Origin of the sequence: Idiomarina sp. UBA4520 (assembly GCF_002388365.1) — a bacterium.
Classification (GTDB): Bacteria; Pseudomonadota; Gammaproteobacteria; order Enterobacterales; family Alteromonadaceae; genus Idiomarina; species Idiomarina zobellii.
In genome coordinates this window covers 46,193-66,587 of record NZ_DGMK01000014.1, presented here as the reverse complement: position 1 = coordinate 66,587, position 20,395 = coordinate 46,193, and the positions used below count along the sequence as shown (strand labels likewise).

The following is a 20,395-nucleotide window of genomic DNA, read 5'->3' as shown; positions in this document are numbered from 1 at the left end:
AAACTCACTCACTTCGTTCGCTGGGACGCATACACGCGGGGCGGCTGCGCCATTATGCCCCACATGCCTGCGCCCGTTATTGGAAAGTTATGTGTACAAAGATTCCACCTCGGAGATAGTGAATGGAAGATGATTTTGAAGTCGAGATGAGCCCCCTTTGCCAGGACCTGACGGCTGACGGGAAAACTGTCAGAGTGGACATCTACCGTGGTGACACTGGCGGCTGGATTCTCGAAGTGGTGGATGAGTTCGGTAACTCCACCGTATGGGATGATGAATTCGATACTGATGTGGCAGCTCTGGACGAGGCCAAAGCGACTATCAGAGACGAAGGGATTGATTCTTTAATTGGCATCGACTCGTGAACCCTGGTGAATCAATCACATAACCAAGCGGTCAACCGGACGCCAAAAGCGTGCCGCTTTTGGTTCCCTTCGCTGGCGCTCCGGCGCCGGTTACCTCAGCGTTAGTTTCACAAGGAAAGTTTGTGCGAATATTTAAAATTCTTGTACCTGTTTTTATATTGCTTCTTTTTGCGTCTTTTATCTTCTTTAAAAAGGATGCGATAGCATGCGAAATGATCGGGCAGACGCATTTTTCTCAGATTTCAACAAATCTCTATGTTGATGACAGCCTTGACGAAGCACAACAATCGAACTTGATAGAAGCAATAAATGATGCAATCGAAAGAGTTTCAAATGTGTATGGTAACCCTATATCTTCACCAAGAATTATTGCTACAACTGGGGATCAGTACTCCAGTTTTGGCTTTAATCCAACGGGCATGCAAGCATCAGGGTTCTTTAGAGAATGCATATTTCTAGGCCCTAAGGGGCTCAACACAGACGTGATAGCGCATGAATTTGTTCATGCAGAGGTAAGGTACAGAACTGACCTTCTTGTAGAGCTTACGCAATTACCAGCCTGGTTTATTGAAGGAACAGGTATTAAAGTTGACTATCGCAGACCTTTTTTACTTGAAAATATAGAGATAACAGAGGAAGAACTAGCAAAAGTTAAATCTATTTTTTTTCTAAGCGACTTTCCAAATACAAGTGTGAAATACTACCAAGCATCAAGAATAGCTGTTGAACCAATGCATACTAAAAGTTTGTACTCAGGATTGGAAAGGTTAAACAAGGGAGAGAAGTTTGAAGTGGTGTTTGGGCTGTGAAACTAACAAGGCGCTACTACGGAAAATTTATTCGCTAAGGCTCCTATATTTCCGCAGAGCGTGGCGTTATAAGCTTTAAGGAGCATCGCAGTTAATGAAGTATTGCTTAATGGCTTGGCTTCTTGGGGATGTTCCTGAGATCGAAATTGATGCTCAAAAATTCAACTCTCTACTCAAAGCACGAAAAGTTTTGGAAGGTGCTTTGGCTATTGAAGAGAAGTACGACTTACTTTTTTCCAACTATTTGGATTTAGAGAGAGAGGGGCTTCACTATGCCACTGAGTGTATGGTTAAAGGCTCGTTAGGTCACGTTGGTTTTGCTGATGCGATTCAGAGTATAAACAGGCGAGTTGTAAATCTACTCACATCAGCTCGATTGTATATTGATCATGTGCAGCAAAACATTAAGTTGTGTGTAAATAATGAGAACATTAAGAGCCTTTTTTCAGAGCAGTATGACAGTGTGTTTGAATATCGTTTCATGGAAGCTTTGAGAAATTATGTTCAACATTGTGGGCTATCCGTTCATAAGGTAACAACACCAATGAAATGGACGTCACAGGATGAAAGTGCACAGTTGGAGTTTGGATTTATTGCTTTCTCAAGTAGAGATATTTTTCAGGATTCAGGGAAGTTTAAAGCCTCAATTCTGGAAGAAATGCCTGAAAAAGTAGAAATCTTTAGCTCCACACGTTCATATGTTGCGGCGATTAGCTCTATCCATGAATCCATAAGACAAATTATTAGTGTAAACGTTGATGCTGCACGATCTGAGCTGGAGTCAGCAATAAACGATTACAAAGCGATAAACAGCGGCGATGCTGTCGGGTTAATGGCTATAAAGTATGAGCCTGATACTCCGTCGCCAAAGCGTGTAATTGAAAAGTTTCCTGTTCTGTTGAGTTGGGATGACACACGAATTTCCCTAAGTATAAAAAACAAGCAATTAAAAAACCTTAATAAACGATACGTCAGTAGTGGCGCTTATAACAAAGCATTACAGCGGACAAGCCGCTGAATGCGGCGTTATAGAGAAAAGGAGACCTAATGGCATATCAAAACCAGCCTTCTCAAGAGTGGCTTGATGATCAAATGTTGAATAATTTATCTGTCGCTTTCTCGCGTTACTTTCTGAAAGAAGAAGGGCATCACATTTCTAAATCGGACATACAGGAAAAGCTAAGAGGATTGAGTCCACAAGATAGGGTATCGATTGTCAGAGAAACGATTGACGAAAAACATTACCCTCCCTCGGAGCTTTCTCAACAAAAGCTCGAGCACTACATAGATCTTTACCTCAATAGTTAGGCAGCTATAACAAGGCCATCAAGCATCGCCGCCCGCGTATCGGGCGGCTGGACCTCAAAAACCTGGCGGTTTTTTCGGCCGCTTATGGCAGGCGTTATATTTATAGATGAGTTTTTTACATGTCTGATAGAGAGAGTATCGAATTCGATACGATGATGGATATAAAGTGCGAACTAGAAGCATTCGATATCGCGTCCTCCGAGTCAGCATTAGAGCAGTGCATTTATCTTTTTGTTGAAGGGGAAAGTGAAGAGAGCGCATTTCGTATATTGCTTGAAGAAGGGCTGGGTATAAATTTTGACAAAGATGGAATTGTGATTGCCAACTATAACGGAATAGGTAATCTGAGACATACAATTAGGCTTATGCAAAAAACACTGAGTCACTCTAGGCCTATGATCTTTACCTTCGATGATGATGACAAAAAGTTGATATCGAGAATTGGTCCTGTTCCTTCGAACTTTCATTTATTTAAAGTTCCTGCTCAACCAGTTGTTACTCTTACCAATGGAGACTTTGGCGGTTCCTTTGAAGAGTCGTTCAAAGCTAGTGACTTTATAAATGCGTGTTTTGAAACAACTCTGCTACAAAATAACCCAAATATAGAAAAATCCGACTTTGAAAGCTATTTCGATAGCGGTAAGCCGTTCTACGCACAAATTGTGCGTTATCTACAAGAACAAGGACTGCAGAGTTATTTGCCTTCGAAAATAGAAATTGCTGAGGTCATGGCCTGTAGTTGTGATCCTGAACCTGAAACTTACAAGAAACTTGCAGAGTTGATTCGATCAATTAGGGATCAGAACCCTGTGCAGGTAAAAATATAACAAGAAAATCCATTCGACGCCTACGGCGCGTATGATTTTAGCGTTAAAAGCTTTGAGGTACAGATGAACCTTGCTCTCTTCGATTTTGACGGAACAATCACGACGCGAGATACGTATACTAAGTTTGTCTTTTCCTCGACGAAATTGGCTCGTCTAGTTATTGGCGCTTGTCTTATTTCTCCGGCAATCATCTTACACAAAGCTAGGCTTCTTTCTGCTCCTAAAATTCGACCTCTCATATCACGAGTTGCTTTCATGGGCGTTTCTGAAAAACAACTTGATGCTAGTGCTGAACGTTATGTTTCTGAGTATTTACCCTCCGTGATTCGGAGCGATATGCTGCAGAAAATAGCTGAACATAAAGAGAACGGCGATCACGTGGTCATTGTGTCTGCATCTATCTCTCCTTATTTAAAAATTTGGTGTAAACGCCACGAGGTAGATTTAATTTGCAGTGAACTTGAAGTGCGTAATGGTCGATTTACCGGCGCTTACCTGAATGGTGATTGCAGTAACGAGAGAAAGGTCGAGCGCATAAAAGAACGCATCGATTTATCTCTTTATAGCGAAATTTTTGCGTATGGAGATTCAGAAGAGGATTACCCTATGCTAAACCTAGCCAATACGAGTTTTTATCGGGGCGAGCTCTTTGAAGTTTGAATCGCCACTAGTTCACTAGACACTCAGTAGCGGTTGCTGTCGCGACAGCTCACTCGCGAGCTCGTTCACTGCCGCACAACCGAGCGTTACAACCTTAGAAAATTCGTTTCACATCACGATAAAAGTTTTCATGGCTGCCCAAAGTCATAAGTTCTAAAGCAAAAACTCCGTCATCATAACTATAGCCAAGTAAAGTGAGCTGCTTATTCATTTTAAATTTGTGAACCCGTAAAAAACTTAAATCCCCCTTTTTCTGCTGGCCTATAAATGGATCAATCATCAACTCCCTGATTGCACTGTCGAGATCTTTCTTTTGGTTAGGCTTTAACTTTTTAACGGCCTTCTTAAAAGTTGGCGTTTGTAATACTGTTTTAACTTTAGTCAAAATCGTAACTCTCGAGCTTACCCGCATCTTTTTCAGCTTGCGCAATAATAGCTTGTTTCACAAACTCATATGGTAGCTCTGGGTTATCTTCCATAATTTCACCAATCCTAGCCCAGTGCTCAATTTGTTTAGGCGGCGTTCTGTTATAAGCCTTGGCTATAATAGTAGCTTTTTCTACAAGTTCTTGGTCTAATCTTATGCTGTTTGTAGCCATAATTAGAGCTCCTGTGTTATTTTGCATCAAATGTGGCATATTACCACAAAATAGCAGTTATAACAAGCGCGTGCACCAAGGACTTAATTTCCGTTACACCTTTTAGCATTGCTGCGCAATTATATGCCAAAAGGCTCCATTCCAATGAAGCCTGTGACGCGGGCGTCATATAAACAGGAATCACACCGGTGAAAATTAAAAGTAGCTGTATCGTTTTCGCGTTAGCTTTATTCGTATCAGCTTGCACATCGGGGCGTTTGGCGTATTTCACCGCCTATTTAGATCTCGGTCATGATAGCGATTGAGCGTGAACGGCAAATACCAGCATGATATACATCAGAAAATATAACGAATCAGATGCGCGTGATTTATGGACTATTTTTTATCACACCATCCGTAATGTGAACTCACGTGACTACACTCGAGCGCAGGTCGAAGCATGGGCGCCAGATGACGTATCTCCTGAGGCATGGCAGCGAAAAATGAATGCTATCTCTCCGTTTGTTGCGGAAATTGACGGGGAAATTGACGGGGAAATTGTCGGTTATACCGACCTTCAGGAAGATGGACTAATTGATCATTTCTTTTGCCACCATGAGCATCAGGGTAACGGTATCGGGCGTCACTTAATGGAGCACGTGCTAAGAGTGGGTGAGTTACAAGGAATTAACCGGTTTTACTCTGAGGTGAGCATTACGGCTCGTCCGTTTTATGAGAAATTTGGTTTTAAAGTCGTAAAAGAGCAAACGATAGAAATTCGTGGTCAGAAGCTGCGTAACTTTGTTATGGAAAAATTTAGCTAAACCGGTTTGCTGTTCTCAAAATTGGAAGATGTTTTACTGGACGCAGTGGCTAACCAAGCCAATTGATAGGCAGGTTTATTTAACAGGTAATGTCATGGTGAATAAATATTACGGTTCGTGTCTTTGCGGTCGTGTCAGCTACGAGGTCAGTGGTGACTTTGACGCATTTTATTTATGTCATTGTAGCCGCTGCCAGAAAGACACGGGCTCTGCTCATGCGGCTAACTTGTTTGCTAAAGCAGGGCGGTTGGTTTGGTTAAAAGGCGAGGCGGACGTAACCCATTATCAATACTCTGGCTCGCTGCATACGAAGAGTTTTTGTCAGTGTTGCGGCCCCGCACTTCCCACAGTCGCTGAGTCTATTGATTGTGTTGTGGTGCCGGCCGGTAGCCTCGATACGCCAATATCAGTTACGCCTACGGCTAAGATCTTTGTTGCTGACTGCGCTGCGTGGTCAGCTGATTTGAGTAATGTGCCGAGTTTTGATGCGTTACCTGAGTAAGCGGCCAGCGAGCCAGAATAAATACTGCACATGCCCAATTAAGAGAGGGCATATTGAGGTGACAAATGAAAATAGTTTCTTTGAACGAAGCCAGAAAAGACTTAAAAGAAGTTTTGGATAGCGTAATAAAAGATGCCGATACAACGGTTATTACCCGCAGCGGTTCTGAAGATGTTGTGGTGATGCCTTTAAGTTATTACAACAGCCTAATGGAAACTGTTCACTTGCTTCGTTCACCGGCGAATGCTGAACATTTGAATAAATCGATTGCTCAATACAAAGAAGGCAAAGCTAAGCAACGTGAGCAGGATAAGCCGAATTATTGACCACATGCGGTGCATAAGTGTTTAAAATGAAATTCCAAAGATTCCAAAAGCGACAACATAAATTTGAATCGTCAGAGCTGGATGTTTCTTATGACCGTCTGACGACAAAGTTCGAGCTAAAAGAAAATGGCACTCTGGTTTACTCAGTCTTTCTTGGCTTGCTGCCGTTTAGAAGAAGTAAGTTAGTCATTAACGATAAGCCTGCGACGCTAACAATATTTTGGATGATCTTTTGGTTTTCTAAATTGCGAAATAGTGACGGCTCTGTTGTTTCGGAATTGCTGCCTCAAAGGCGCAGAAAATCGATAGGCTTTCTGGCTTATATCGTGATAATAACCACGATGAAAGTTAGTATTGCGCTTATGGCGTAAACTAAGCGGAAGTGAGGACGACCTCACCGCTCAATTTGCATTCGGGGACGGCCCCACAATCATGAAGAGGTGCTTATGAGTTGGGTCATTCTATTTATCGCGGGTCTTTTGGAAGTCGCTTGGGCGGTTGGTCTAAAATACACAGACGGCTTTACCAAACTTTGGCCAACCATTGGCACCACAGTTGCTCTTGTCGGTAGCTTTGTCTTGTTAGGCTTGGCACTGAAAACGTTACCCGTCGGTACTGCCTACGCTATTTGGGTGGGCATTGGTGCCGTCGGTACAGCGGTTATGGGTATGTTTTTGTTCGGCGAGTCAGCGGACGCTCTGAAACTGGTCAGTTTAGGGTTAATTTGTGCGGGTATTGTTGGTCTTAAATTGGCTCATGGTTGAGCATTTTGGACTTTGCCCTCAGTCAATTCGTTAATCAACTCGTCGACAGAATGACTTTTATGACCTTTACCCTCAGCTAACTCTTTGATAGCAGCGACGGTTGCCGCATTTGGCTGGCGCGCTTTTAGTTCAAAAGGTATTCCTCCGTGATTAATGACTGCTCGGGCAAACAGCTTAAGTGCTTGTGAAGGGCTTAAACCTACTTCGTCACAAATATTAGTGAATGCGACTTTCGTGTCATGATCAATTCGCGTGCTTAGCATCTCGGTTTTCATAATAAGTACCTTATAATGTGTTGCATTGTTATCTATTGTAGCACAATGTGGTACTTTTGAATCGCAAAAGCTGCTATTTGACTTATTCGCCATAAGACTCCTCCATGAGCTGTTAATGACTGTATTTTAGCCTAAGTAAAAAACGTCTTCTGTCATCAATATCGTATAACTTGCTGTTTTATTGCGTATTTAATTACTTTAGAGTTAGCTATATAAAATACTGAAGTTAAGGTCACAAAAAATGTCTTTCGAAGCACGAAAAGAGGCTGCTCTAAAAGAGCTTAAAGAAGCGGGAATTTTGGAAATTAATTCTAAGCCGCCGGCTTTGCTGTTTTTGTGGTGGCTGGGTTTAAAAGCAAGGCCATTCCATTACAACAGCTTCTCCCGAAATACACTGTTTATGGGTTTGGGCTTCACTGCCTTCTGGGCGCCATTATGCTGGTTTTTGCAGCTGTACTCTTTCAATATGCCATTGACGCATTTCGTCACCACCGTGGTAATTGTTGGTTGTGTATTCGGATTGGCTATGGGGATTAATTATAAGATCGCAGCCAGGAAGCATAACTTATCTGCGTGGGATGAACTTGAAACAAATGCTGATTGAAAGAACAAACGAATTCTTCGAGCGCCATTGGAGCGACAACCAAAGTGGGGCGAGCTTGGAGCTAACCGATTGGCAACTATTGGCTTCCCTGCAGACTACGGCTACCTTGCTCCAGCTTTAGAAGATTATTTAATTGAGCGATTAAACCCACCAGCGAATAGAGTGGGGAGACGGCGTAAGTGAGTACTGGATAATCTAACAATACCCCCAACTTCTGTTCTTAAACCTGCTAGCTTGCTCATTGCCGCAACGTGTCGACTAAGCGAATGCGTTCAGCACATAGTTATATGATTTTGTTGTATTTGTAAATCATCTACCTTAGGATTTAACACATTGACTTAACTTGGGGATTAGTATGAAAAACTTAGCGTTAACAGCCGGTATGGTAGTGCTCTTATCAGCTTGTAGCGAACCGTATGACTTTGAGGGACGGTACTTCGTGGCAACTGGAGATGAATGTGCTTTAGAAGACAATATGAAGACAGAAAATAATGTGTTTCTTCAGATTACCGCTCAAGGTAAAGGGGAAAATAAAACCTATGCCGCAAACATCCCTGTAGCGGCCGCTTGGGGGCTGCCAGCTTCGAGTAACGCAACTGCGTCACCCACAGAAAATGAAGAACTGAATTTTACCTTTTCCAAAGACGAGAGAGTGGGTTGGGTTTCGAGCTCGCCAGGTGTAGATATGTCAATGAAGGTTATTCCGCACGAAAGTCGAGAGAACCATTTGTGGCTAACTAAGTGGCACACGTCGGTGAGCCAAAATGGCACCGTAAATCAAACGTCTGTTTTAGATAAGTTGGCAAAAGGCGATCCTCGATATTCCAATATTCCCAAGATTACTGAAAAAGGCGCTTGTTTGATTAAGCAGAGCTAACTTAAAAATGAAAGCAACGGATTTAAAACGAGGACAGTTCGTGTTTGTCGATAAACCAAATAGTCAGTTTGATGGCGAAGAAGGAAAAGTTTTATCGGTATACAGCGACTATGGAGAAAACTCTGATGTTGTCTCTATTAGACTTGAACTCGATGACGCAACTGTCCTTTGTGGATTAAAAGAGCATGAGGTCTGTATTTAATATCATGGTGGGTATGGAAAATTCCTTATTTGACGCTGGGCGTTAACTCTGCCTCCTTCCCCCAAACCTGATAACATAGTAAAAATAATCAGTTGCCCAACATGGATGAAGTACGAGCATGTTTGAACAAGCCTTTAAAAATATCGATGACATTCTTCACAAGGACGCAGGTTGCTCAAGCGAGCTGGACTACACTGAACAAACCAGCTGGATGCTATTTCTCAAGTATTTGGATGACTTAGAGCGTGAACGCGAACTGAACGCGCAGCTGGAAGCCAAAGAGTACAACCACATTATTGCGCCCGAGCATCGCTGGAGCACGTGGGCGGCACCGAAAGACGCTAATGGCAACTTCGACCATAATAATGCTTTAACGGGCGATGACCTTATCGACTACGTTGATGGTGAGCTTTTCCCTTACTTAAAAAGCTTTAAAAAGGCGGCGGAGAACCCGCACACCATCGAATACAAAATTGGCGAGATATTCGGTGAAATAAAGAACAAAGTTCAGAGCGGCTACTCATTGCGCGATGCCCTGGAGAAAGTGGACGAACTGCGCTTTCGCTCACAAGAAGAGAAGCACGAACTTAGCCACCTGTACGAAACAAAAATTAAAAACATGGGCAACGCCGGACGTAACGGCGGTGAATATTACACACCACGCCCACTCATCCGTGCCATGATAGACGTTATTCATCCGAGTATTGGCGAAACCATTTACGATGGAGCAGCCGGGTCTGCTGGCTTTTTATGTGAAGCATACGACTATTTACGTCAAGGCGGTCGCCAGAAAAAGCAACTGTCGACAAAAGACCTCGACACCCTGCAAAAATACACCTTCTACGCCAAAGAGAAGAAGTCACTCGCGTACGTTATTGCCATTATGAATATGATTTTGCACGGCATTGAAGCGCCAAACGTCGTGCATACCAACACCCTTGCCGAGAGTGTTCAGGACATTCAACCGAGTAATCAGCATGACATTGTGCTGGCAAACCCGCCGTTTGGGGGCAAAGAGCGCAAAGAAGTGCAGCAAAACTTCAATATTAAAACTGGCGAAACCGCGTTTTTGTTTTTGCAGCATTTTATGAAAATACTCAAGCCCGGTGGGCGTGCGGCCATAGTCATTAAAAACACCTTTTTGAGCAATACCGACAACGCTTCCATAGCGCTGCGAAAAGAGCTACTTGAAAATCATAACCTGCACACCATTCTCGATTGCCCTGCCAAGACATTTTTGGGGGCCGGCGTTAAAACCGTGGTGCTTTTCTTTACCAAAGGTGAACCTACCCAAAACATTTGGTATTACCAACTCGACCCCGGCCGTAGTTTGGGGAAAACAAACCCGCTGAACGATAATGACTTGGAAGAGTTTGTCAGCCTGCAAAAAGACAAAAAAGATTCCGATAAGTCCTGGTCAGTAAACGTAGCAGACATTGACCAAACAACTTGGGATTTGTCCGTTAAAAACCCCAACGTCAAAGAGGAAGAGCCGCTTCGCGAGCCAAAAGAAATTATCGCCGACATTATTGAACTGGATAAAGAAAGCGAAGCGATACTGGCTAAAATTCGGGAGCTGGTGTGATGGGGTGGGAGATGGTCAAAATCCGAGACGTATGTGAAGTTATTTCTGGTCAATCCCCAAAAGGTCAATATTACAATGACAAAGGAGAGGGGCTACCGTTTTACCAGGGTAAAAAGGAATTCGGAACCCGTTTTATAGGCCCTCCACAAAAATGGACTACTAATATTACCAAGGAAGCTTTTGAAGGTGATATTTTAATGTCTGTTAGGGCGCCAGTTGGTCCTGTAAATTTCGCCACTCAAAAAGTATGTATAGGCCGGGGGCTTGCCGCTATTAGGCCTGGCGATAACATAGACCGCAACTTTTTGTTTTATTATCTGCTTTCTATTCGAGACGAAATTCAAGGAAGTGAAGGGGCAGTTTTTGCGTCAATAAATAGAAAACAGATTGAAGCATTAGAAACACCCCTAATTTCCATAGAAGAACAAAGACGCATTGTAGCTATTCTCGACGAAGCCTTTGCCGATATCGACAAAGCTCGCGCGCTAGCGGAGCGAAACCTTGAAAATGCTCGCGAGTTGTTTGCAAGTTACTTACGAACATTATTCAAAACTCGCCAACATCGCTGGAATTTATTTAAATTTAGAGAAGTATGTGACTTTGTGAGAGGTCCTTTTGGGGGCTCTTTAAAGAAGAGCTCCTTTCAAACAACTGGATATGCTGTATATGAACAACAACACGCAATAAATAACCAATTTAGTGATATTCGGTACTTTGTTGATAAGAAAAAGTTTCAAGATATGGCTCGTTTTCAGTTGCGCCCAGGAGACTTAATTGTTAGCTGCTCAGGAACAATGGGTAGAATAGCAATCGCTCCAGATAACCTATGCGAAGGCATAATTAATCAAGCTTTGTTAAGGCTGACACCTAGTAATAAAATTAAGTCAGAGTTCCTGAAGTTGTGGATGGAAAGCCCAAATTTTCAGGAGGAGATTGAAGTGCGAGCTCAAGGAGCAGCAATTAGAAATATGGCTTCGGTAAAAATCTTGAAAGAACTTGATATTCCGATTCCGAATATGAGTGAGCAAGAGGAAATAATTAAACTTTCTGAGTCGATGTTAGTTAGAGCTGAATCTCTTATAACGAACTATGAAAGTAAGTTAGCGGCTTTAACGGACTTAAAAAAATCCCTACTTCAAAAAGCATTTACCGGCGAGCTCACAAAAGCCGCCTGAACATGATATAAACAATCAATAAGACTAGCGGAACGCAAAAGCACAACGTAAAGGACTCACTATGCCCATGCGCAACGAAGCGGACACCCGTGCTGAACTCATAGACCCCAAGCTGCTGACAGCGGGCTGGGGCGTTACCGACGACAGCTACATTCGTCGGGAAGTTAGCATTACGCAGGGGCGCATTATTGGTGGCGGCAAGCGCGCAGCCAAGCTAAGCAGTGACTATGTATTGGAATACAAAGGCCGTAAGCTGGCAGCCATAGAGGCAAAAAAAGAAAGCCTCAGTTACAGTGAGGGCGTACGACAAGCCAAAGACTACGCCCAGCGTCTGCAATGCCGGTTTGGGTATGCCACCAACGGCCACGACATTTACCAAATTGACCTACACACCGGCAAAGAGCAGCTGGTCGATGCCTTTTTAAGCCCAGACGAGCTCTGGCAACACACCTTTAACCCTGAAAGCGGCGAGGACGAGCCGGACTTTACTCCGGTATGGCGCGAGCGCTTCGCCGAAATTCCGTTTGAAGCTAAAGGTGACTGGTCTCCGCGCTATTATCAGGAAAACGCCATTAATAATGCTCTGGAAGCAATAGCTCAGGGAAATGATCGTGTCTTACTGACGCTCGCAACCGGCACTGGTAAAACCTGCATTGCCTTTCAAATAGCCTGGAAGTTGTTTCACAGTCGCTGGAGTTTAAGCGCAAGCAAGAACCCAAGCTATGCCAAGCGTCGCCCGCGCATTCTGTTTCTGGCTGATCGTAACGTATTAGCCAATCAGGCCGCCCGCGACTTTTTGCCCTTTGGCGAAGACGCCGTGAAGCGAATTAGCCCGGACGAAATTAAAAAGGACGGCAGGCCACCGAAAAACGGCAGTGTGTTTTTCACCATATTTCAAACCTTTATGAGCGGTGGTGAGGACGAAGAGGGCAACCCTACGCCGTACTTTGGGGAATACCCTGAGGACTTTTTCGACTTCATTATTATTGACGAGTGTCACCGTGGCGGAGCTAACGATGAAAGTAGCTGGCGCGAAATACTCGATTACTTTTCGCCGGCGGTTCAGTTAGGCTTAACGGCCACGCCCAAACGCACGGTTAACGCTGACACCTATGGTTACTTTGGTGAGCCGGTTTACAGCTACGCGCTGAAAGAGGGCATTAACGACGGCTTTTTAACGCCTTTTAAAGTGTTGCCCATTATCGGCACCATGGACGAATACGTGTATACGCCGGGCGACGGCACTGTGGTTAAGGGCGAACCCGAGCCGGGCAAGGTTTACAAAGAAGGCGACTTTAACCGCATTATTACTATTCCCGAGCGCGAAAAAATGCGTGTGCGCTACTGGATGGATTTATTTAATCCGCGTGAGAAAACCATTGTGTTCTGCGCCACACAAGAGCACGCCGGTATGGTACGCGACTTTATTAACCAATATGCGGTAGAGCGTGGCTGGACAACCAACAGCAGTTATTGTGTGCGGGTAACGGCAAATGACGGTGTTTCCGGCGAGAATGATTTGAATACCTTTCAGGACAACGAGAAAACCATACCGACGGTACTGACGACTTCACGCAAGCTGTCCACGGGCGTCGATGCTAAAAACGTACGGCACATAGTGCTGATGCGGCCCTGTAACAACATGATTGAGTTTAAGCAGATTATCGGTCGCGGCACACGCATGTACGAGGGTAAGGACTACTTTACCGTTTATGACTTTGTGAAGGCGCATTATAACTTTGCCGACCCAGAATGGGACGGCGAACCCATAGAGCCGGATGTGTGCGAGCAGTGCGGTGAAGTGCGTTGTGTATGTCCGCCGGAAGAGAAGCCAGAGCCAAGCACGTGTTCGGTATGTGGTCAGAAGCCCTGTATTTGTGAAAAGCCAGAGCCGGAGCTGTGCCCGGATTGTGGTCAAAAACCATGTGCTTGCGAGAAGAAAATTGTCCTGAAATTGTCGGATGGCAAAGCCCGTACCATTAAGCATATTTCGTCAGCGCTGTATTGGAGTCCGGACGGTAAACCCATTACCGCAAAAGAGTTCATTGAGCGCCTGTTTGACGACTTACCGCAGTTCTTCAAAGACGAAGATCAGCTGCGTGAAATTTGGAGTGACCCGGATACCCGCGAAAAGCTGATGGAAGACTTAGCCGAAGCCGGTTACGACGAAGAAAAGCTCGACGACATGAAAGCACTAATTGATGCCAAAGACAGCGATGTGTATGACGTGCTTGCTTATGTCGCCTGGGCCAGCGAAACCCACACCCGTGAGGAGCGTGTGCGCAGAGCCCGTCCGGCCATTGGGGAAGCGTATGTGAATTACAAACAGCAGGAGTTTATTAACTTTGTGCTCAGCAAATATGTTGAAGATGGCGTGTCTGAACTGTCCACCAGCAAAATGCGCAACTTAATAGAGCTGAAGTACAACACCATTAGCGACGCTTCAGAAGAGCTCGGCCCGCCCAATATCATTCGTGAAACCTTTGTTGGTTTTCAAAGGTTTTTGTATGGGGCTTAGAGTGAGTTTAGGAAGCTATCGCCATCAACAAGGCTATCGCCGGGTTGCTCTTCGGTAGCGGACTCAAAGCAATGTTTAAGGTAATCGACTTTAATTTTTTCAAGCTCCGCATATTGCTTATTGGTAGTCTCTGAATTTGAATGACACATAACTGACTCACTTATGGTTTTTTCTAACTATACCCCAACGTAAATATTCCGTCAGCGCTTTGAAGCTCTCCAGTAAACCGCTTATATTAAAGCCAGCACTTGTTAAAGAGGACCTGAAGCAATGCAGCATGCGTTGTTATTGGTGAACCCGAAAAGCCGCAATGGCCATTCCGAGGAGCTCGATCAAGCAACTAGTTTGCTTAAAAATGCTGGTATTGAGGTCGAGCTGTGTGTTACTGAAAGCCCCTCGGACATGGTGTCCTGTATTGAGAATTACAAACGGGAAGATGGTGTCATTATTGTCGCCGGGGGGGACGGAACCATTAGCGCAGCGCTGGAGTCGGTGCATAAAACACAACAAGCCCTGGCAATTTTGCCCATGGGCACAGCGAATGATTTGGCGCGCTCCTTGGGTGTGCCGCAGGATATCGTGCCGGCGGCCCAGGTTATTGCTAATAACAAGCGAGAGCGCATTAACCTTGCGAAGGTGAATGACCATTACTTTGTGAATGTGGCTCATATCGGCTTGGGAGTAGAGGTTACGCACGAGCTTACCTCAGACATGAAAAAGTACTTTGGTGTGTTCGCGTATTTGGGGGCTTTTATTAGCGTTATTAAGCGTAATAAAAGCTTCAGGGTGAATATAAAGGCTGACGGCTGCGAGGAATCTTTGAGAGCGATTCATTTGGCGGTTGGTAATGGTCGTTTCTATGGTGGCGGCAATATTGTGGATGAAGATTCAACCCTGCTAGACGGCCAGCTGAACTTATTTTGTCTGAAGCCGCAGCGCTGGTGGCAGTTGTTATTGTTGGGGTTTAATTTGCGGAACGGCAACTTGCGGGTGGCGGAGCGCGTTGTATGTAAAAAAGCGAAGAAAGTCAGTATTAAGACGTCTAAACCCAAACAGATTCATGCCGACGGTGAACATAAAACAGACACGCCAGCTGACTTTGAGGTGATACCCGAAGCAATAGAGGTTATTGTGGGCAATATGCCACAGTCAATTGAGAGCAAAGAATAATATGTCGATATTACGCACAGATGACCAAGCCGATAGCATTGAAATTCTGAAATTGGTTATTGAAACCAGGGACTACTATCGTGAAATAACGAACGTATTAGAAGACGGTGAGCTGGCAAGTAAACTCGATACCATTGCGAATGAGCGGGCGTCTTTTATTGAACCGTTTCAAAATGTTGTAAAAGATCTGGGTGGGTTGCCGGCCAAACCCGACCCCGATAAAACACTGATGCAGGTTATTGAAGGTGAGCTGACGAAGCTGTTATCGGTCGATGCGAGAAATGCGATTCTAGATAAGTGCTTGCAGGAAGATGAAGCGTTAGAAACCGCTGTAAAGAACACCAAGCTGGGACAAAAGTCTGCGGAGTATCAAAAGCTGCTTGATGAATTAGCCGAGAACATCAATAACACGAAAAAGATCGTTCAGGCGCTGAAAGGTTAGTATTTTTGTTCAGAAAACGTTAAAAAAGTACTGCAAAACGGTGAGGAAAAGGTCAAAATCAAAACAGTTGGCTAATAATCGACGCCGTTTTAACAGGAAAAGCATTTGTCACAACAACAAAAACAAAATGACATACACTGGCTGACAGGCCAATTTAGTGACCGCCAAAAAGAAGTCAGTTATCGGCATTCTATTGAATCAAACGTTCGGTCCGACGCTCGGCTGGCGCTAATTCTGGCGTCTGCTATTTTCGCCATGTTTGGCATTACCGACTACAACCTTCTAGGGCTAACCCAAGAGTATTATTTACTGTTGGCTATGCGCATTACGGTGGTGAGTTCTTGTGTGGCAATAGCATTCATTATTGGCAAAGCCGGTGGTTATGCTGACAAAGCTTGGTTACACGCACTACCTCTCTGGATTTTTGCCATAGGTATTATTCTTATTGTGCCGCTTCGTCCTGAGAGTCTCTCAACTCAGGTTACCTCTATTGCCGTTGCGATAGTCGCGTTCTATTTGCTGATTCCGAATTTATTGACGGTAGCAGCGCTGGCGAGCGCGTTTGTCAGTATTACCTTTTTAGCTACAGCCATGATCTATGCCGGAGTGACTGCAGAAGGCGCTGTTCGCATTGGGCTATTACTCGCAATGGCCAATATTGTCGGCTACTCCTCACTGAGACGTCTGGAGCGGTTGCAGCGTCAACAGTATGCCTTGCTCAATGAGGAACGCGATCAAAACCGTGAACTGCTGCAGGAAATAAAACACCGCAAGTCATTAGAAGCACAGCTTCGTATGGTGGCGGAGCGTGACACCCTCACCGGTGTGGATAGCCGCAGTTACTTTATGAAACGTGCTCAGGCGTTACTGCAACGCTCGCGCCTGGAAGAAACGCCGTTTTGTTTGTTCATGATAGACGTGGACCATTTTAAGAAAATTAATGACACTTGGGGTCACACTCGTGGCGACGTCATTCTGACCAAAATAGCTGAAGTATGTCAGCACTCACTTCGCCCAACCGACATTATTGGTCGTTTCGGTGGAGAAGAGTTTGTGGTTGGCTTACCACACACCAGCCCTAATGACGCCACCGCCGTCGCCGAGCGCTTAAAGCAGGGCGTCGAAGCGTTGTCGTTAGATGGCGAATTTAAAGACCTGCAACTGAGCGTGACTATAGGCGTTGCCGTTGCCACCCCAGAAGACGACCTCGATACACTCATTACCCGCGCCGACAACAGGCTTTATGAAGGTAAGCGCGATGGGCGGAATCAGGTGGTGACATGCATCTAAAATCGGACACTTAATTACTCTCCTGACCACTATAAACCTCTCTTCAAAGCGATATAAAGTAAACGCTCCTTTTTAAATGTACCCTTATGGAGTACACTTTTGACTGTAAGGTCGTACGGGTAGGTGAGCTATGAGTGATATTTTAAAGTCTGTTCATCGAACAGCGAAAGGGTTGAAAAGCTCTGGAGTGATAGACAAAACGACAATGCGCCAGTTTGATGCATTATGTTTAACTAATGTTCATGAGTTTACCGCTGATCAAGTCAGAGCCTTGCGGCTTAAGTATAAATTGTCACAGCCTGTATTTGCCCAATACCTCAATGTCAGTGATAAATTGGTAAAGAAGTGGGAGCAAGGGGATAGTAAGCCTCGGGGGGCAGCTTTGAAAATGTTGACCATCGCAGAGAAAAAGGGCTTGGAAGTTATTGCTTAAAAATATTTCCATGTGCTCTGGCGGGGTAATGTCGTCTTACTGTCGTTACCGACAGCGTAGTAATTTCGGTAGGTTAGCCCCTCACCGAGGAGTAGAATAATGATTATAAAAACACTTCGTAAAAAAAGAAGGTGGTCTCAGGAGCACTTAGCGACACTGTCTGGTTTAAGTCTTAGAACTATTCAGCGTGTTGAGGCTGGTCATGCGGCGAGCATGGAAACCATCAACTCACTCTCTTCGGTATTTGAAACTGATATTACCAAGTTAACCGAGGAGATTGACGTGATTGATAAAGATGCAGAAGCCTGGAAAGAAGCTCCACTGTGGGTTCGTATGGGCGTATGGGGTATTCGTAAACGGAGCGCAGTTTTAAGGTGGGAGTTAGCCTGCTTTGTGATTGGGTTCTTAGGCTTGGTTGGCATGTATTTTCATCCTTTCCTGCTCATATTTTTAGTGTTTTGGGGCTCCGCCTACTGGTATGCCGTTTCTATTCGCTGGATTGATGGTAAGAAGTTGTGGCTGTAACTTAGAGCTTTTAGCAGGCATTAAAATCTCCAGAAACTACCGGGAGAAGACCAAAAAAATTGATATCTAAGCTACCTAAATGGATTGAGTATGGTGCGTTTGTACTGGCATTTGTTGCCGGGTGCATTAATGCCATCGGCTTGCTTGGTTTTGAGCACCAGGCGGTGTCTCATGTTTCAGGCACTGCCACGCTATTTGGTAACAGCATGTTGACCAGCTCATTCGGGGATATTTTGCATTTAGCGGGAGTGCTGTTGTGTATCGCTTGCACTACAAGCGTACCTCCGAGAAGCTGTAAGACCTAACGTATAATGTTTCTGATTATTTCGTAAACTTAATCGAAGCTGTCGACCCACCAAAGCTACACCATTAAACTCATGCAAATTAATTTCTGATGGTAACGTGTTGCATTATTAACGCAGCGCGTTAATAATGCATGATAATATCATTTAAATGTAGAGAAACTGAAAAGCTGGCCACGGGGTACCGTGTTAGGCGGTTTGTTAGCATAGAGCGAGTAGCTTTAAGAAAAATAAGGCAACTTCAAGTCGCTAATCAGCTAGATGACTTAAAAGTTCCTCCAGGTAATAGATTAGAGCCTTTGTGGGGGGATCGTTACGGCCAGTATAGTATTCGTATTAACAGACAGTTCAGAATTTGCTTTCTGTGGACTAACGTTGGTGCGGAAGATGTTGAAATAGTCGATTATCACTGAGAGGTAGTCATGCAAAAACTTACTGCTGTAACGCCTGGGGAGTTATTAAAAGAAGAGTTCCTGGAGCCGATGGGAATTTCTCAGTATCGTTTGGCAAAAGAAATTAATGTCCCTGCTCAGAGAATTGGGCAGATTGTCGCTGGAAAGCGCTCTATAACGGCGGATACTGATCTTAGATTATGCCGTTTCTTTGGTCTGTCTAATGGATACTGGCTACGCGCCCAAGTTGCTTATGACACTGAGGTAGCTAAAGAAGAGCTGAAAGAGCAACTTCAGAATATAAAACCCTGGAAATCGACTTCGAACATTAGTGAAAGCGGGTGAAAGGCCGCTGATTCGCCTCCTTCTGTTTTGTTCTTATAAATTCTCTTGTTGTAATTACCACATAAGCTACAATGTAAATAACTGAGTTTTACTTGCTTTGTAAAGTATATATAAATCAAACACTAAAATTAAATTTTTGTACTTCCTATGGTGGCAAAATGGAATTCTCGTTAAGGCTTGTTAGTCCAAGTTTCGACTCTCAGTTAACAGATACGTTAATTGAGTTAAACCACTTGCGAAAACTGCGCTTGCAAGGAACGACGGCTCCGTGGATTTTTTTTCAACTTAAAGAAATTTTCCATATTTTGGAGAGTGTTGGCTCGGCAAGAATCGAAGGCAACAGAACGACAGTTTCTGAATACATTGAAAAGAAAATTGAGAGTAGTGAACGTTCAAATGAACGGTTCTCAGAGATTGCTAATGTTGAAGCTGCCATGGACTTTATTGAAGAGAATATTGATGAAGGCTCTGACATTACTCATCATTTTATTCGAGAGTTACACCATTTAGTCGTTGGTGACTTGGAGCGCGAAGGTGATCGAACGCCCGGAGCTTACCGCACCTGGAACGTGGAAATTACTCAATCAAACCACGTTCCACCTGAATCATTTCAGGTGCAGTCTTATATGGATGAATTGGTTGAGTTCATCAATGAAAAAAGCGCAGATAAATACGACCTTCTGAAAACGGCACTCGCACACCATCGGTTTACTTGGATCCACCCTTTTGATAACGGAAATGGCAGAGTTGTTAGGCTGTTGACCTATGCATTACTTATTAAATATGGGTTTAACGTAAAAGATGACAAGATACTCAATCCAACAGCCGTTTTTTGTAACGATAGAGACTTTTATTATCAGCGACTATCAGATGCCGATACAGGAACAGACGAGTCTTTACTGAGCTGGTGTGATTACGTGCTTACGGGCATTTTGCACGAGGTAACTAAAGTCAATAAGCTTTTGGACTTCAAGTTTCTTTATAAAAAAATTCTGGTGCCGACTCTCGAGCTTGCTATTGAAAGAGGCTATATCAACAGCGAAGAGGCCAGAGTATTGAGTGTGGGGATAAAAAAGCAGCACTTTAAAGCCGGTGAACTGAAAGAGGAATTAGGTGCTTTAAGTGCTCGACAACGAACGCATTTGGTTTCTAAGATGAAAGAATCGGGTTTTATTCGTCCTCTCAAGGAAAATGGGCGTACCTATAGCGTGAGCTTTATGAATAACTTCTTGATGAGAAGCTTAATTCAAGTGTTGGAGAAAGAAGATTTTATTCCAGCAATTAACTAATGCCTTTG

At 44.2% G+C, this 20,395-nt stretch carries 29 protein-coding genes and 1 pseudogene; 26 read left to right on the top strand and 4 right to left on the bottom strand.

The annotated features are described in order from the left end of the window. The first annotated feature begins 122 nt into the window (after positions 1 to 122). From B3850_RS06095 to B3850_RS06070, 6 genes are all read left to right on the top strand, one after another. Positions 123 to 365 (top strand): hypothetical protein, encoded by a 243-nt coding sequence (locus B3850_RS06095; RefSeq protein ID WP_286873731.1) that lies wholly within the window; start codon positions 123 to 125, stop codon positions 363 to 365. A 50-nt stretch (positions 366 to 415) separates the two neighbouring features. Continuing rightward, positions 416 to 1,174 carry a hypothetical protein gene (locus B3850_RS06090; RefSeq protein WP_286911539.1) on the top strand — a complete coding sequence of 253 codons (759 nt, stop codon included), beginning with the start codon at positions 416 to 418 and terminating at the stop codon, positions 1,172 to 1,174. Between the two features lie 94 nt (positions 1,175 to 1,268). Next, positions 1,269 to 2,192: a hypothetical protein gene (locus tag B3850_RS06085; RefSeq protein ID WP_286873726.1), complete on the top strand. Its 924-nt coding sequence runs from the start codon at positions 1,269 to 1,271 to the stop codon at positions 2,190 to 2,192. 29 nt (positions 2,193 to 2,221) lie between these two features. Next, the gene (locus tag B3850_RS06080) at positions 2,222 to 2,482 is read left to right on the top strand and encodes a hypothetical protein (protein WP_286873724.1); all 261 of its coding nucleotides are present in this window, start codon (positions 2,222 to 2,224) and stop codon (positions 2,480 to 2,482) included. 119 nt (positions 2,483 to 2,601) lie between these two features. Next, complete coding sequence (locus B3850_RS06075) at positions 2,602 to 3,309, top strand: TOPRIM nucleotidyl transferase/hydrolase domain-containing protein (protein WP_286873722.1); 708 nt, start codon at positions 2,602 to 2,604, stop codon at positions 3,307 to 3,309. A gap of 63 nt (positions 3,310 to 3,372) precedes the next feature. Further along, on the top strand, positions 3,373 to 3,969 hold the full coding sequence (locus tag B3850_RS06070; protein ID WP_286873719.1) for an HAD family hydrolase: 597 nt from the start codon (positions 3,373 to 3,375) through the stop codon (positions 3,967 to 3,969). Positions 3,970 to 4,063: 94 nt separating this feature from the next. On the opposite strand, the gene B3850_RS06065 is transcribed toward B3850_RS06070, so the two are convergent. Together B3850_RS06065 and B3850_RS06060 are read right to left on the bottom strand one after the other, a co-directional pair. Then, positions 4,064 to 4,354 carry a type II toxin-antitoxin system RelE/ParE family toxin gene (locus B3850_RS06065; protein ID WP_286873718.1) on the bottom strand — a complete coding sequence of 97 codons (291 nt, stop codon included), beginning with the start codon at positions 4,352 to 4,354 and terminating at the stop codon, positions 4,064 to 4,066. After that, on the bottom strand, positions 4,347 to 4,568 hold the full coding sequence (locus tag B3850_RS06060; protein WP_058576644.1) for a TA system antitoxin ParD family protein: 222 nt from the start codon (positions 4,566 to 4,568) through the stop codon (positions 4,347 to 4,349). The genes B3850_RS06065 and B3850_RS06060 overlap by 8 nt, the downstream gene beginning before the upstream one ends. A 326-nt stretch (positions 4,569 to 4,894) precedes the next feature. Between B3850_RS06060 and B3850_RS06055 the strand changes: the two genes are divergently transcribed. From B3850_RS06055 to sugE, 5 genes are all read left to right on the top strand, one after another. Beyond that, positions 4,895 to 5,371: a GNAT family N-acetyltransferase gene (locus B3850_RS06055; protein ID WP_286873713.1), complete on the top strand. Its 477-nt coding sequence runs from the start codon at positions 4,895 to 4,897 to the stop codon at positions 5,369 to 5,371. Between the two features lie 28 nt (positions 5,372 to 5,399). Continuing rightward, on the top strand, positions 5,400 to 5,873 hold the full coding sequence (locus tag B3850_RS06050) for a GFA family protein (protein ID WP_339612188.1): 474 nt from the start codon (positions 5,400 to 5,402) through the stop codon (positions 5,871 to 5,873). Between the two features lie 65 nt (positions 5,874 to 5,938). Further along, entirely contained in the window at positions 5,939 to 6,199 is a 261-nt protein-coding gene (locus tag B3850_RS06045) for a type II toxin-antitoxin system Phd/YefM family antitoxin (protein WP_058576647.1), read from the top strand. A gap of 26 nt (positions 6,200 to 6,225) precedes the next feature. Then, positions 6,226 to 6,570, top strand: coding sequence for a hypothetical protein (locus tag B3850_RS06040; protein WP_058576648.1), 345 nt, complete (start codon positions 6,226 to 6,228; stop codon positions 6,568 to 6,570). Between the two features lie 75 nt (positions 6,571 to 6,645). Continuing rightward, the gene (gene sugE, locus B3850_RS06035; RefSeq protein WP_058576649.1) at positions 6,646 to 6,963 is read left to right on the top strand and encodes a quaternary ammonium compound efflux SMR transporter SugE; all 318 of its coding nucleotides are present in this window, start codon (positions 6,646 to 6,648) and stop codon (positions 6,961 to 6,963) included. On the opposite strand, the gene B3850_RS06030 is transcribed toward sugE, so the two are convergent. After that, a complete protein-coding gene (locus B3850_RS06030; RefSeq protein WP_286873711.1) occupies positions 6,954 to 7,238 on the bottom strand; it encodes a type II toxin-antitoxin system RelB/DinJ family antitoxin in 285 nt (94 codons plus the stop codon). The two genes, sugE and B3850_RS06030, sit on opposite strands and share 10 nt — an antisense overlap. Positions 7,239 to 7,479: 241 nt before the next feature. Between B3850_RS06030 and B3850_RS06025 the strand changes: the two genes are divergently transcribed. The 6 genes from B3850_RS06025 (at position 7,480) to hsdR (ending at position 14,199) form a co-directional block, all read left to right on the top strand. Beyond that, positions 7,480 to 7,842 (top strand): DUF6404 family protein, encoded by a 363-nt coding sequence (locus B3850_RS06025; protein ID WP_286873708.1) that lies wholly within the window; start codon positions 7,480 to 7,482, stop codon positions 7,840 to 7,842. Positions 7,843 to 8,197: 355 nt separating this feature from the next. Then, positions 8,198 to 8,719, top strand: coding sequence for a hypothetical protein (locus tag B3850_RS06020; RefSeq protein ID WP_286873706.1), 522 nt, complete (start codon positions 8,198 to 8,200; stop codon positions 8,717 to 8,719). 7 nt (positions 8,720 to 8,726) lie between these two features. Next, positions 8,727 to 8,921: a hypothetical protein gene (locus B3850_RS06015; protein WP_286873705.1), complete on the top strand. Its 195-nt coding sequence runs from the start codon at positions 8,727 to 8,729 to the stop codon at positions 8,919 to 8,921. 118 nt (positions 8,922 to 9,039) lie between these two features. Then, positions 9,040 to 10,506, top strand: coding sequence for an N-6 DNA methylase (locus B3850_RS06010; RefSeq protein WP_286873703.1), 1,467 nt, complete (start codon positions 9,040 to 9,042; stop codon positions 10,504 to 10,506). Beyond that, the gene (locus B3850_RS06005; RefSeq protein ID WP_286911537.1) at positions 10,506 to 11,681 is read left to right on the top strand and encodes a restriction endonuclease subunit S; all 1,176 of its coding nucleotides are present in this window, start codon (positions 10,506 to 10,508) and stop codon (positions 11,679 to 11,681) included. The genes B3850_RS06010 and B3850_RS06005 overlap by 1 nt, the downstream gene beginning before the upstream one ends. Positions 11,682 to 11,742: 61 nt before the next feature. Beyond that, on the top strand, positions 11,743 to 14,199 hold the full coding sequence (gene hsdR, locus B3850_RS06000; RefSeq protein WP_286911536.1) for an EcoAI/FtnUII family type I restriction enzme subunit R: 2,457 nt from the start codon (positions 11,743 to 11,745) through the stop codon (positions 14,197 to 14,199). Here hsdR and B3850_RS05995 read toward each other — a convergent pair. After that, a complete protein-coding gene (locus B3850_RS05995; protein ID WP_286873695.1) occupies positions 14,196 to 14,348 on the bottom strand; it encodes a hypothetical protein in 153 nt (50 codons plus the stop codon). The two genes, hsdR and B3850_RS05995, sit on opposite strands and share 4 nt — an antisense overlap. Positions 14,349 to 14,469: 121 nt before the next feature. Between B3850_RS05995 and B3850_RS05990 the strand changes: the two genes are divergently transcribed. The 9 genes and pseudogenes from B3850_RS05990 to B3850_RS05955 all read left to right on the top strand — a co-directional run bounded on the left by B3850_RS05990 (position 14,470) and on the right by B3850_RS05955 (position 20,387). Beyond that, complete coding sequence (locus B3850_RS05990; protein ID WP_286911535.1) at positions 14,470 to 15,369, top strand: lipid kinase; 900 nt, start codon at positions 14,470 to 14,472, stop codon at positions 15,367 to 15,369. A gap of 1 nt (position 15,370) precedes the next feature. Continuing rightward, a complete protein-coding gene (locus B3850_RS05985) occupies positions 15,371 to 15,811 on the top strand; it encodes a hypothetical protein (protein WP_286873691.1) in 441 nt (146 codons plus the stop codon). Positions 15,812 to 15,916: 105 nt separating this feature from the next. Then, positions 15,917 to 17,101 (top strand): GGDEF domain-containing protein, encoded by a 1,185-nt coding sequence (locus tag B3850_RS05980; protein WP_286873690.1) that lies wholly within the window; start codon positions 15,917 to 15,919, stop codon positions 17,099 to 17,101. Between the two features lie 130 nt (positions 17,102 to 17,231). Beyond that, the gene (locus B3850_RS05975) at positions 17,232 to 17,534 is read left to right on the top strand and encodes a helix-turn-helix domain-containing protein (RefSeq protein WP_058576656.1); all 303 of its coding nucleotides are present in this window, start codon (positions 17,232 to 17,234) and stop codon (positions 17,532 to 17,534) included. Positions 17,535 to 17,633: 99 nt separating this feature from the next. Further along, positions 17,634 to 18,059, top strand: coding sequence for a helix-turn-helix domain-containing protein (locus B3850_RS05970; RefSeq protein ID WP_286873687.1), 426 nt, complete (start codon positions 17,634 to 17,636; stop codon positions 18,057 to 18,059). Between the two features lie 59 nt (positions 18,060 to 18,118). Then, positions 18,119 to 18,316 (top strand): annotated as a pseudogene (locus tag B3850_RS05965) (DUF1275 family protein); the annotation flags it as partial. A gap of 179 nt (positions 18,317 to 18,495) precedes the next feature. Next, a complete protein-coding gene (locus tag B3850_RS11970) occupies positions 18,496 to 18,774 on the top strand; it encodes a type II toxin-antitoxin system RelE/ParE family toxin (RefSeq protein ID WP_414654216.1) in 279 nt (92 codons plus the stop codon). Positions 18,775 to 18,783: 9 nt separating this feature from the next. Continuing rightward, positions 18,784 to 19,098, top strand: a complete 315-nt coding sequence (locus B3850_RS05960) for a HigA family addiction module antitoxin (protein WP_286872531.1) — start codon at positions 18,784 to 18,786, stop codon at positions 19,096 to 19,098. Positions 19,099 to 19,256: 158 nt separating this feature from the next. Continuing rightward, positions 19,257 to 20,387, top strand: a complete 1,131-nt coding sequence (locus B3850_RS05955; RefSeq protein ID WP_286872528.1) for a Fic family protein — start codon at positions 19,257 to 19,259, stop codon at positions 20,385 to 20,387. The last annotated feature ends 8 nt before the right edge of the window (positions 20,388 to 20,395 follow it).

Excerpts from the sequence above, each read along its gene's own strand:
- B3850_RS06010 (WP_286873703.1), top strand. The coding sequence starts at position 9,040 with ATGTTTGAACAAGCCTTTAAAAATATCGATGACATTCTTCACAAGGAC.
- B3850_RS06080 (WP_286873724.1), top strand. The coding sequence starts at position 2,222 with ATGGCATATCAAAACCAGCCTTCTCAAGAGTGGCTTGATGATCAAATG.
- B3850_RS06005 (WP_286911537.1), top strand. The coding sequence starts at position 10,506 with ATGGGGTGGGAGATGGTCAAAATCCGAGACGTATGTGAAGTTATTTCT.
- B3850_RS06050 (WP_339612188.1), top strand. The coding sequence starts at position 5,400 with ATGTTTTACTGGACGCAGTGGCTAACCAAGCCAATTGATAGGCAGGTT.
- B3850_RS06085 (WP_286873726.1), top strand. The coding sequence starts at position 1,269 with ATGAAGTATTGCTTAATGGCTTGGCTTCTTGGGGATGTTCCTGAGATC.
- B3850_RS06025 (WP_286873708.1), top strand. The coding sequence starts at position 7,480 with ATGTCTTTCGAAGCACGAAAAGAGGCTGCTCTAAAAGAGCTTAAAGAA.
- B3850_RS06060 (WP_058576644.1), bottom strand. The coding sequence starts at position 4,568 with ATGGCTACAAACAGCATAAGATTAGACCAAGAACTTGTAGAAAAAGCT.
- B3850_RS05975 (WP_058576656.1), top strand. The coding sequence starts at position 17,232 with ATGAGTGATATTTTAAAGTCTGTTCATCGAACAGCGAAAGGGTTGAAA.
- B3850_RS06075 (WP_286873722.1), top strand. The coding sequence starts at position 2,602 with ATGTCTGATAGAGAGAGTATCGAATTCGATACGATGATGGATATAAAG.
- B3850_RS05955 (WP_286872528.1), top strand. The coding sequence starts at position 19,257 with ATGGAATTCTCGTTAAGGCTTGTTAGTCCAAGTTTCGACTCTCAGTTA.
- B3850_RS06015 (WP_286873705.1), top strand. The coding sequence starts at position 8,727 with ATGAAAGCAACGGATTTAAAACGAGGACAGTTCGTGTTTGTCGATAAA.
- B3850_RS05970 (WP_286873687.1), top strand. The coding sequence starts at position 17,634 with ATGATTATAAAAACACTTCGTAAAAAAAGAAGGTGGTCTCAGGAGCAC.
- hsdR (WP_286911536.1), top strand. The coding sequence starts at position 11,743 with ATGCCCATGCGCAACGAAGCGGACACCCGTGCTGAACTCATAGACCCC.
- B3850_RS06030 (WP_286873711.1), bottom strand. The coding sequence starts at position 7,238 with ATGAAAACCGAGATGCTAAGCACGCGAATTGATCATGACACGAAAGTC.
- B3850_RS11970 (WP_414654216.1), top strand. The coding sequence starts at position 18,496 with ATGATAATATCATTTAAATGTAGAGAAACTGAAAAGCTGGCCACGGGG.
- B3850_RS06055 (WP_286873713.1), top strand. The coding sequence starts at position 4,895 with ATGATATACATCAGAAAATATAACGAATCAGATGCGCGTGATTTATGG.
- B3850_RS05990 (WP_286911535.1), top strand. The coding sequence starts at position 14,470 with ATGCAGCATGCGTTGTTATTGGTGAACCCGAAAAGCCGCAATGGCCAT.
- B3850_RS06045 (WP_058576647.1), top strand. The coding sequence starts at position 5,939 with ATGAAAATAGTTTCTTTGAACGAAGCCAGAAAAGACTTAAAAGAAGTT.
- B3850_RS05995 (WP_286873695.1), bottom strand. The coding sequence starts at position 14,348 with ATGTGTCATTCAAATTCAGAGACTACCAATAAGCAATATGCGGAGCTT.
- B3850_RS06040 (WP_058576648.1), top strand. The coding sequence starts at position 6,226 with ATGAAATTCCAAAGATTCCAAAAGCGACAACATAAATTTGAATCGTCA.
- B3850_RS05985 (WP_286873691.1), top strand. The coding sequence starts at position 15,371 with ATGTCGATATTACGCACAGATGACCAAGCCGATAGCATTGAAATTCTG.
- B3850_RS06020 (WP_286873706.1), top strand. The coding sequence starts at position 8,198 with ATGAAAAACTTAGCGTTAACAGCCGGTATGGTAGTGCTCTTATCAGCT.
- B3850_RS05960 (WP_286872531.1), top strand. The coding sequence starts at position 18,784 with ATGCAAAAACTTACTGCTGTAACGCCTGGGGAGTTATTAAAAGAAGAG.
- sugE (WP_058576649.1), top strand. The coding sequence starts at position 6,646 with ATGAGTTGGGTCATTCTATTTATCGCGGGTCTTTTGGAAGTCGCTTGG.
- B3850_RS06070 (WP_286873719.1), top strand. The coding sequence starts at position 3,373 with ATGAACCTTGCTCTCTTCGATTTTGACGGAACAATCACGACGCGAGAT.
- B3850_RS06095 (WP_286873731.1), top strand. The coding sequence starts at position 123 with ATGGAAGATGATTTTGAAGTCGAGATGAGCCCCCTTTGCCAGGACCTG.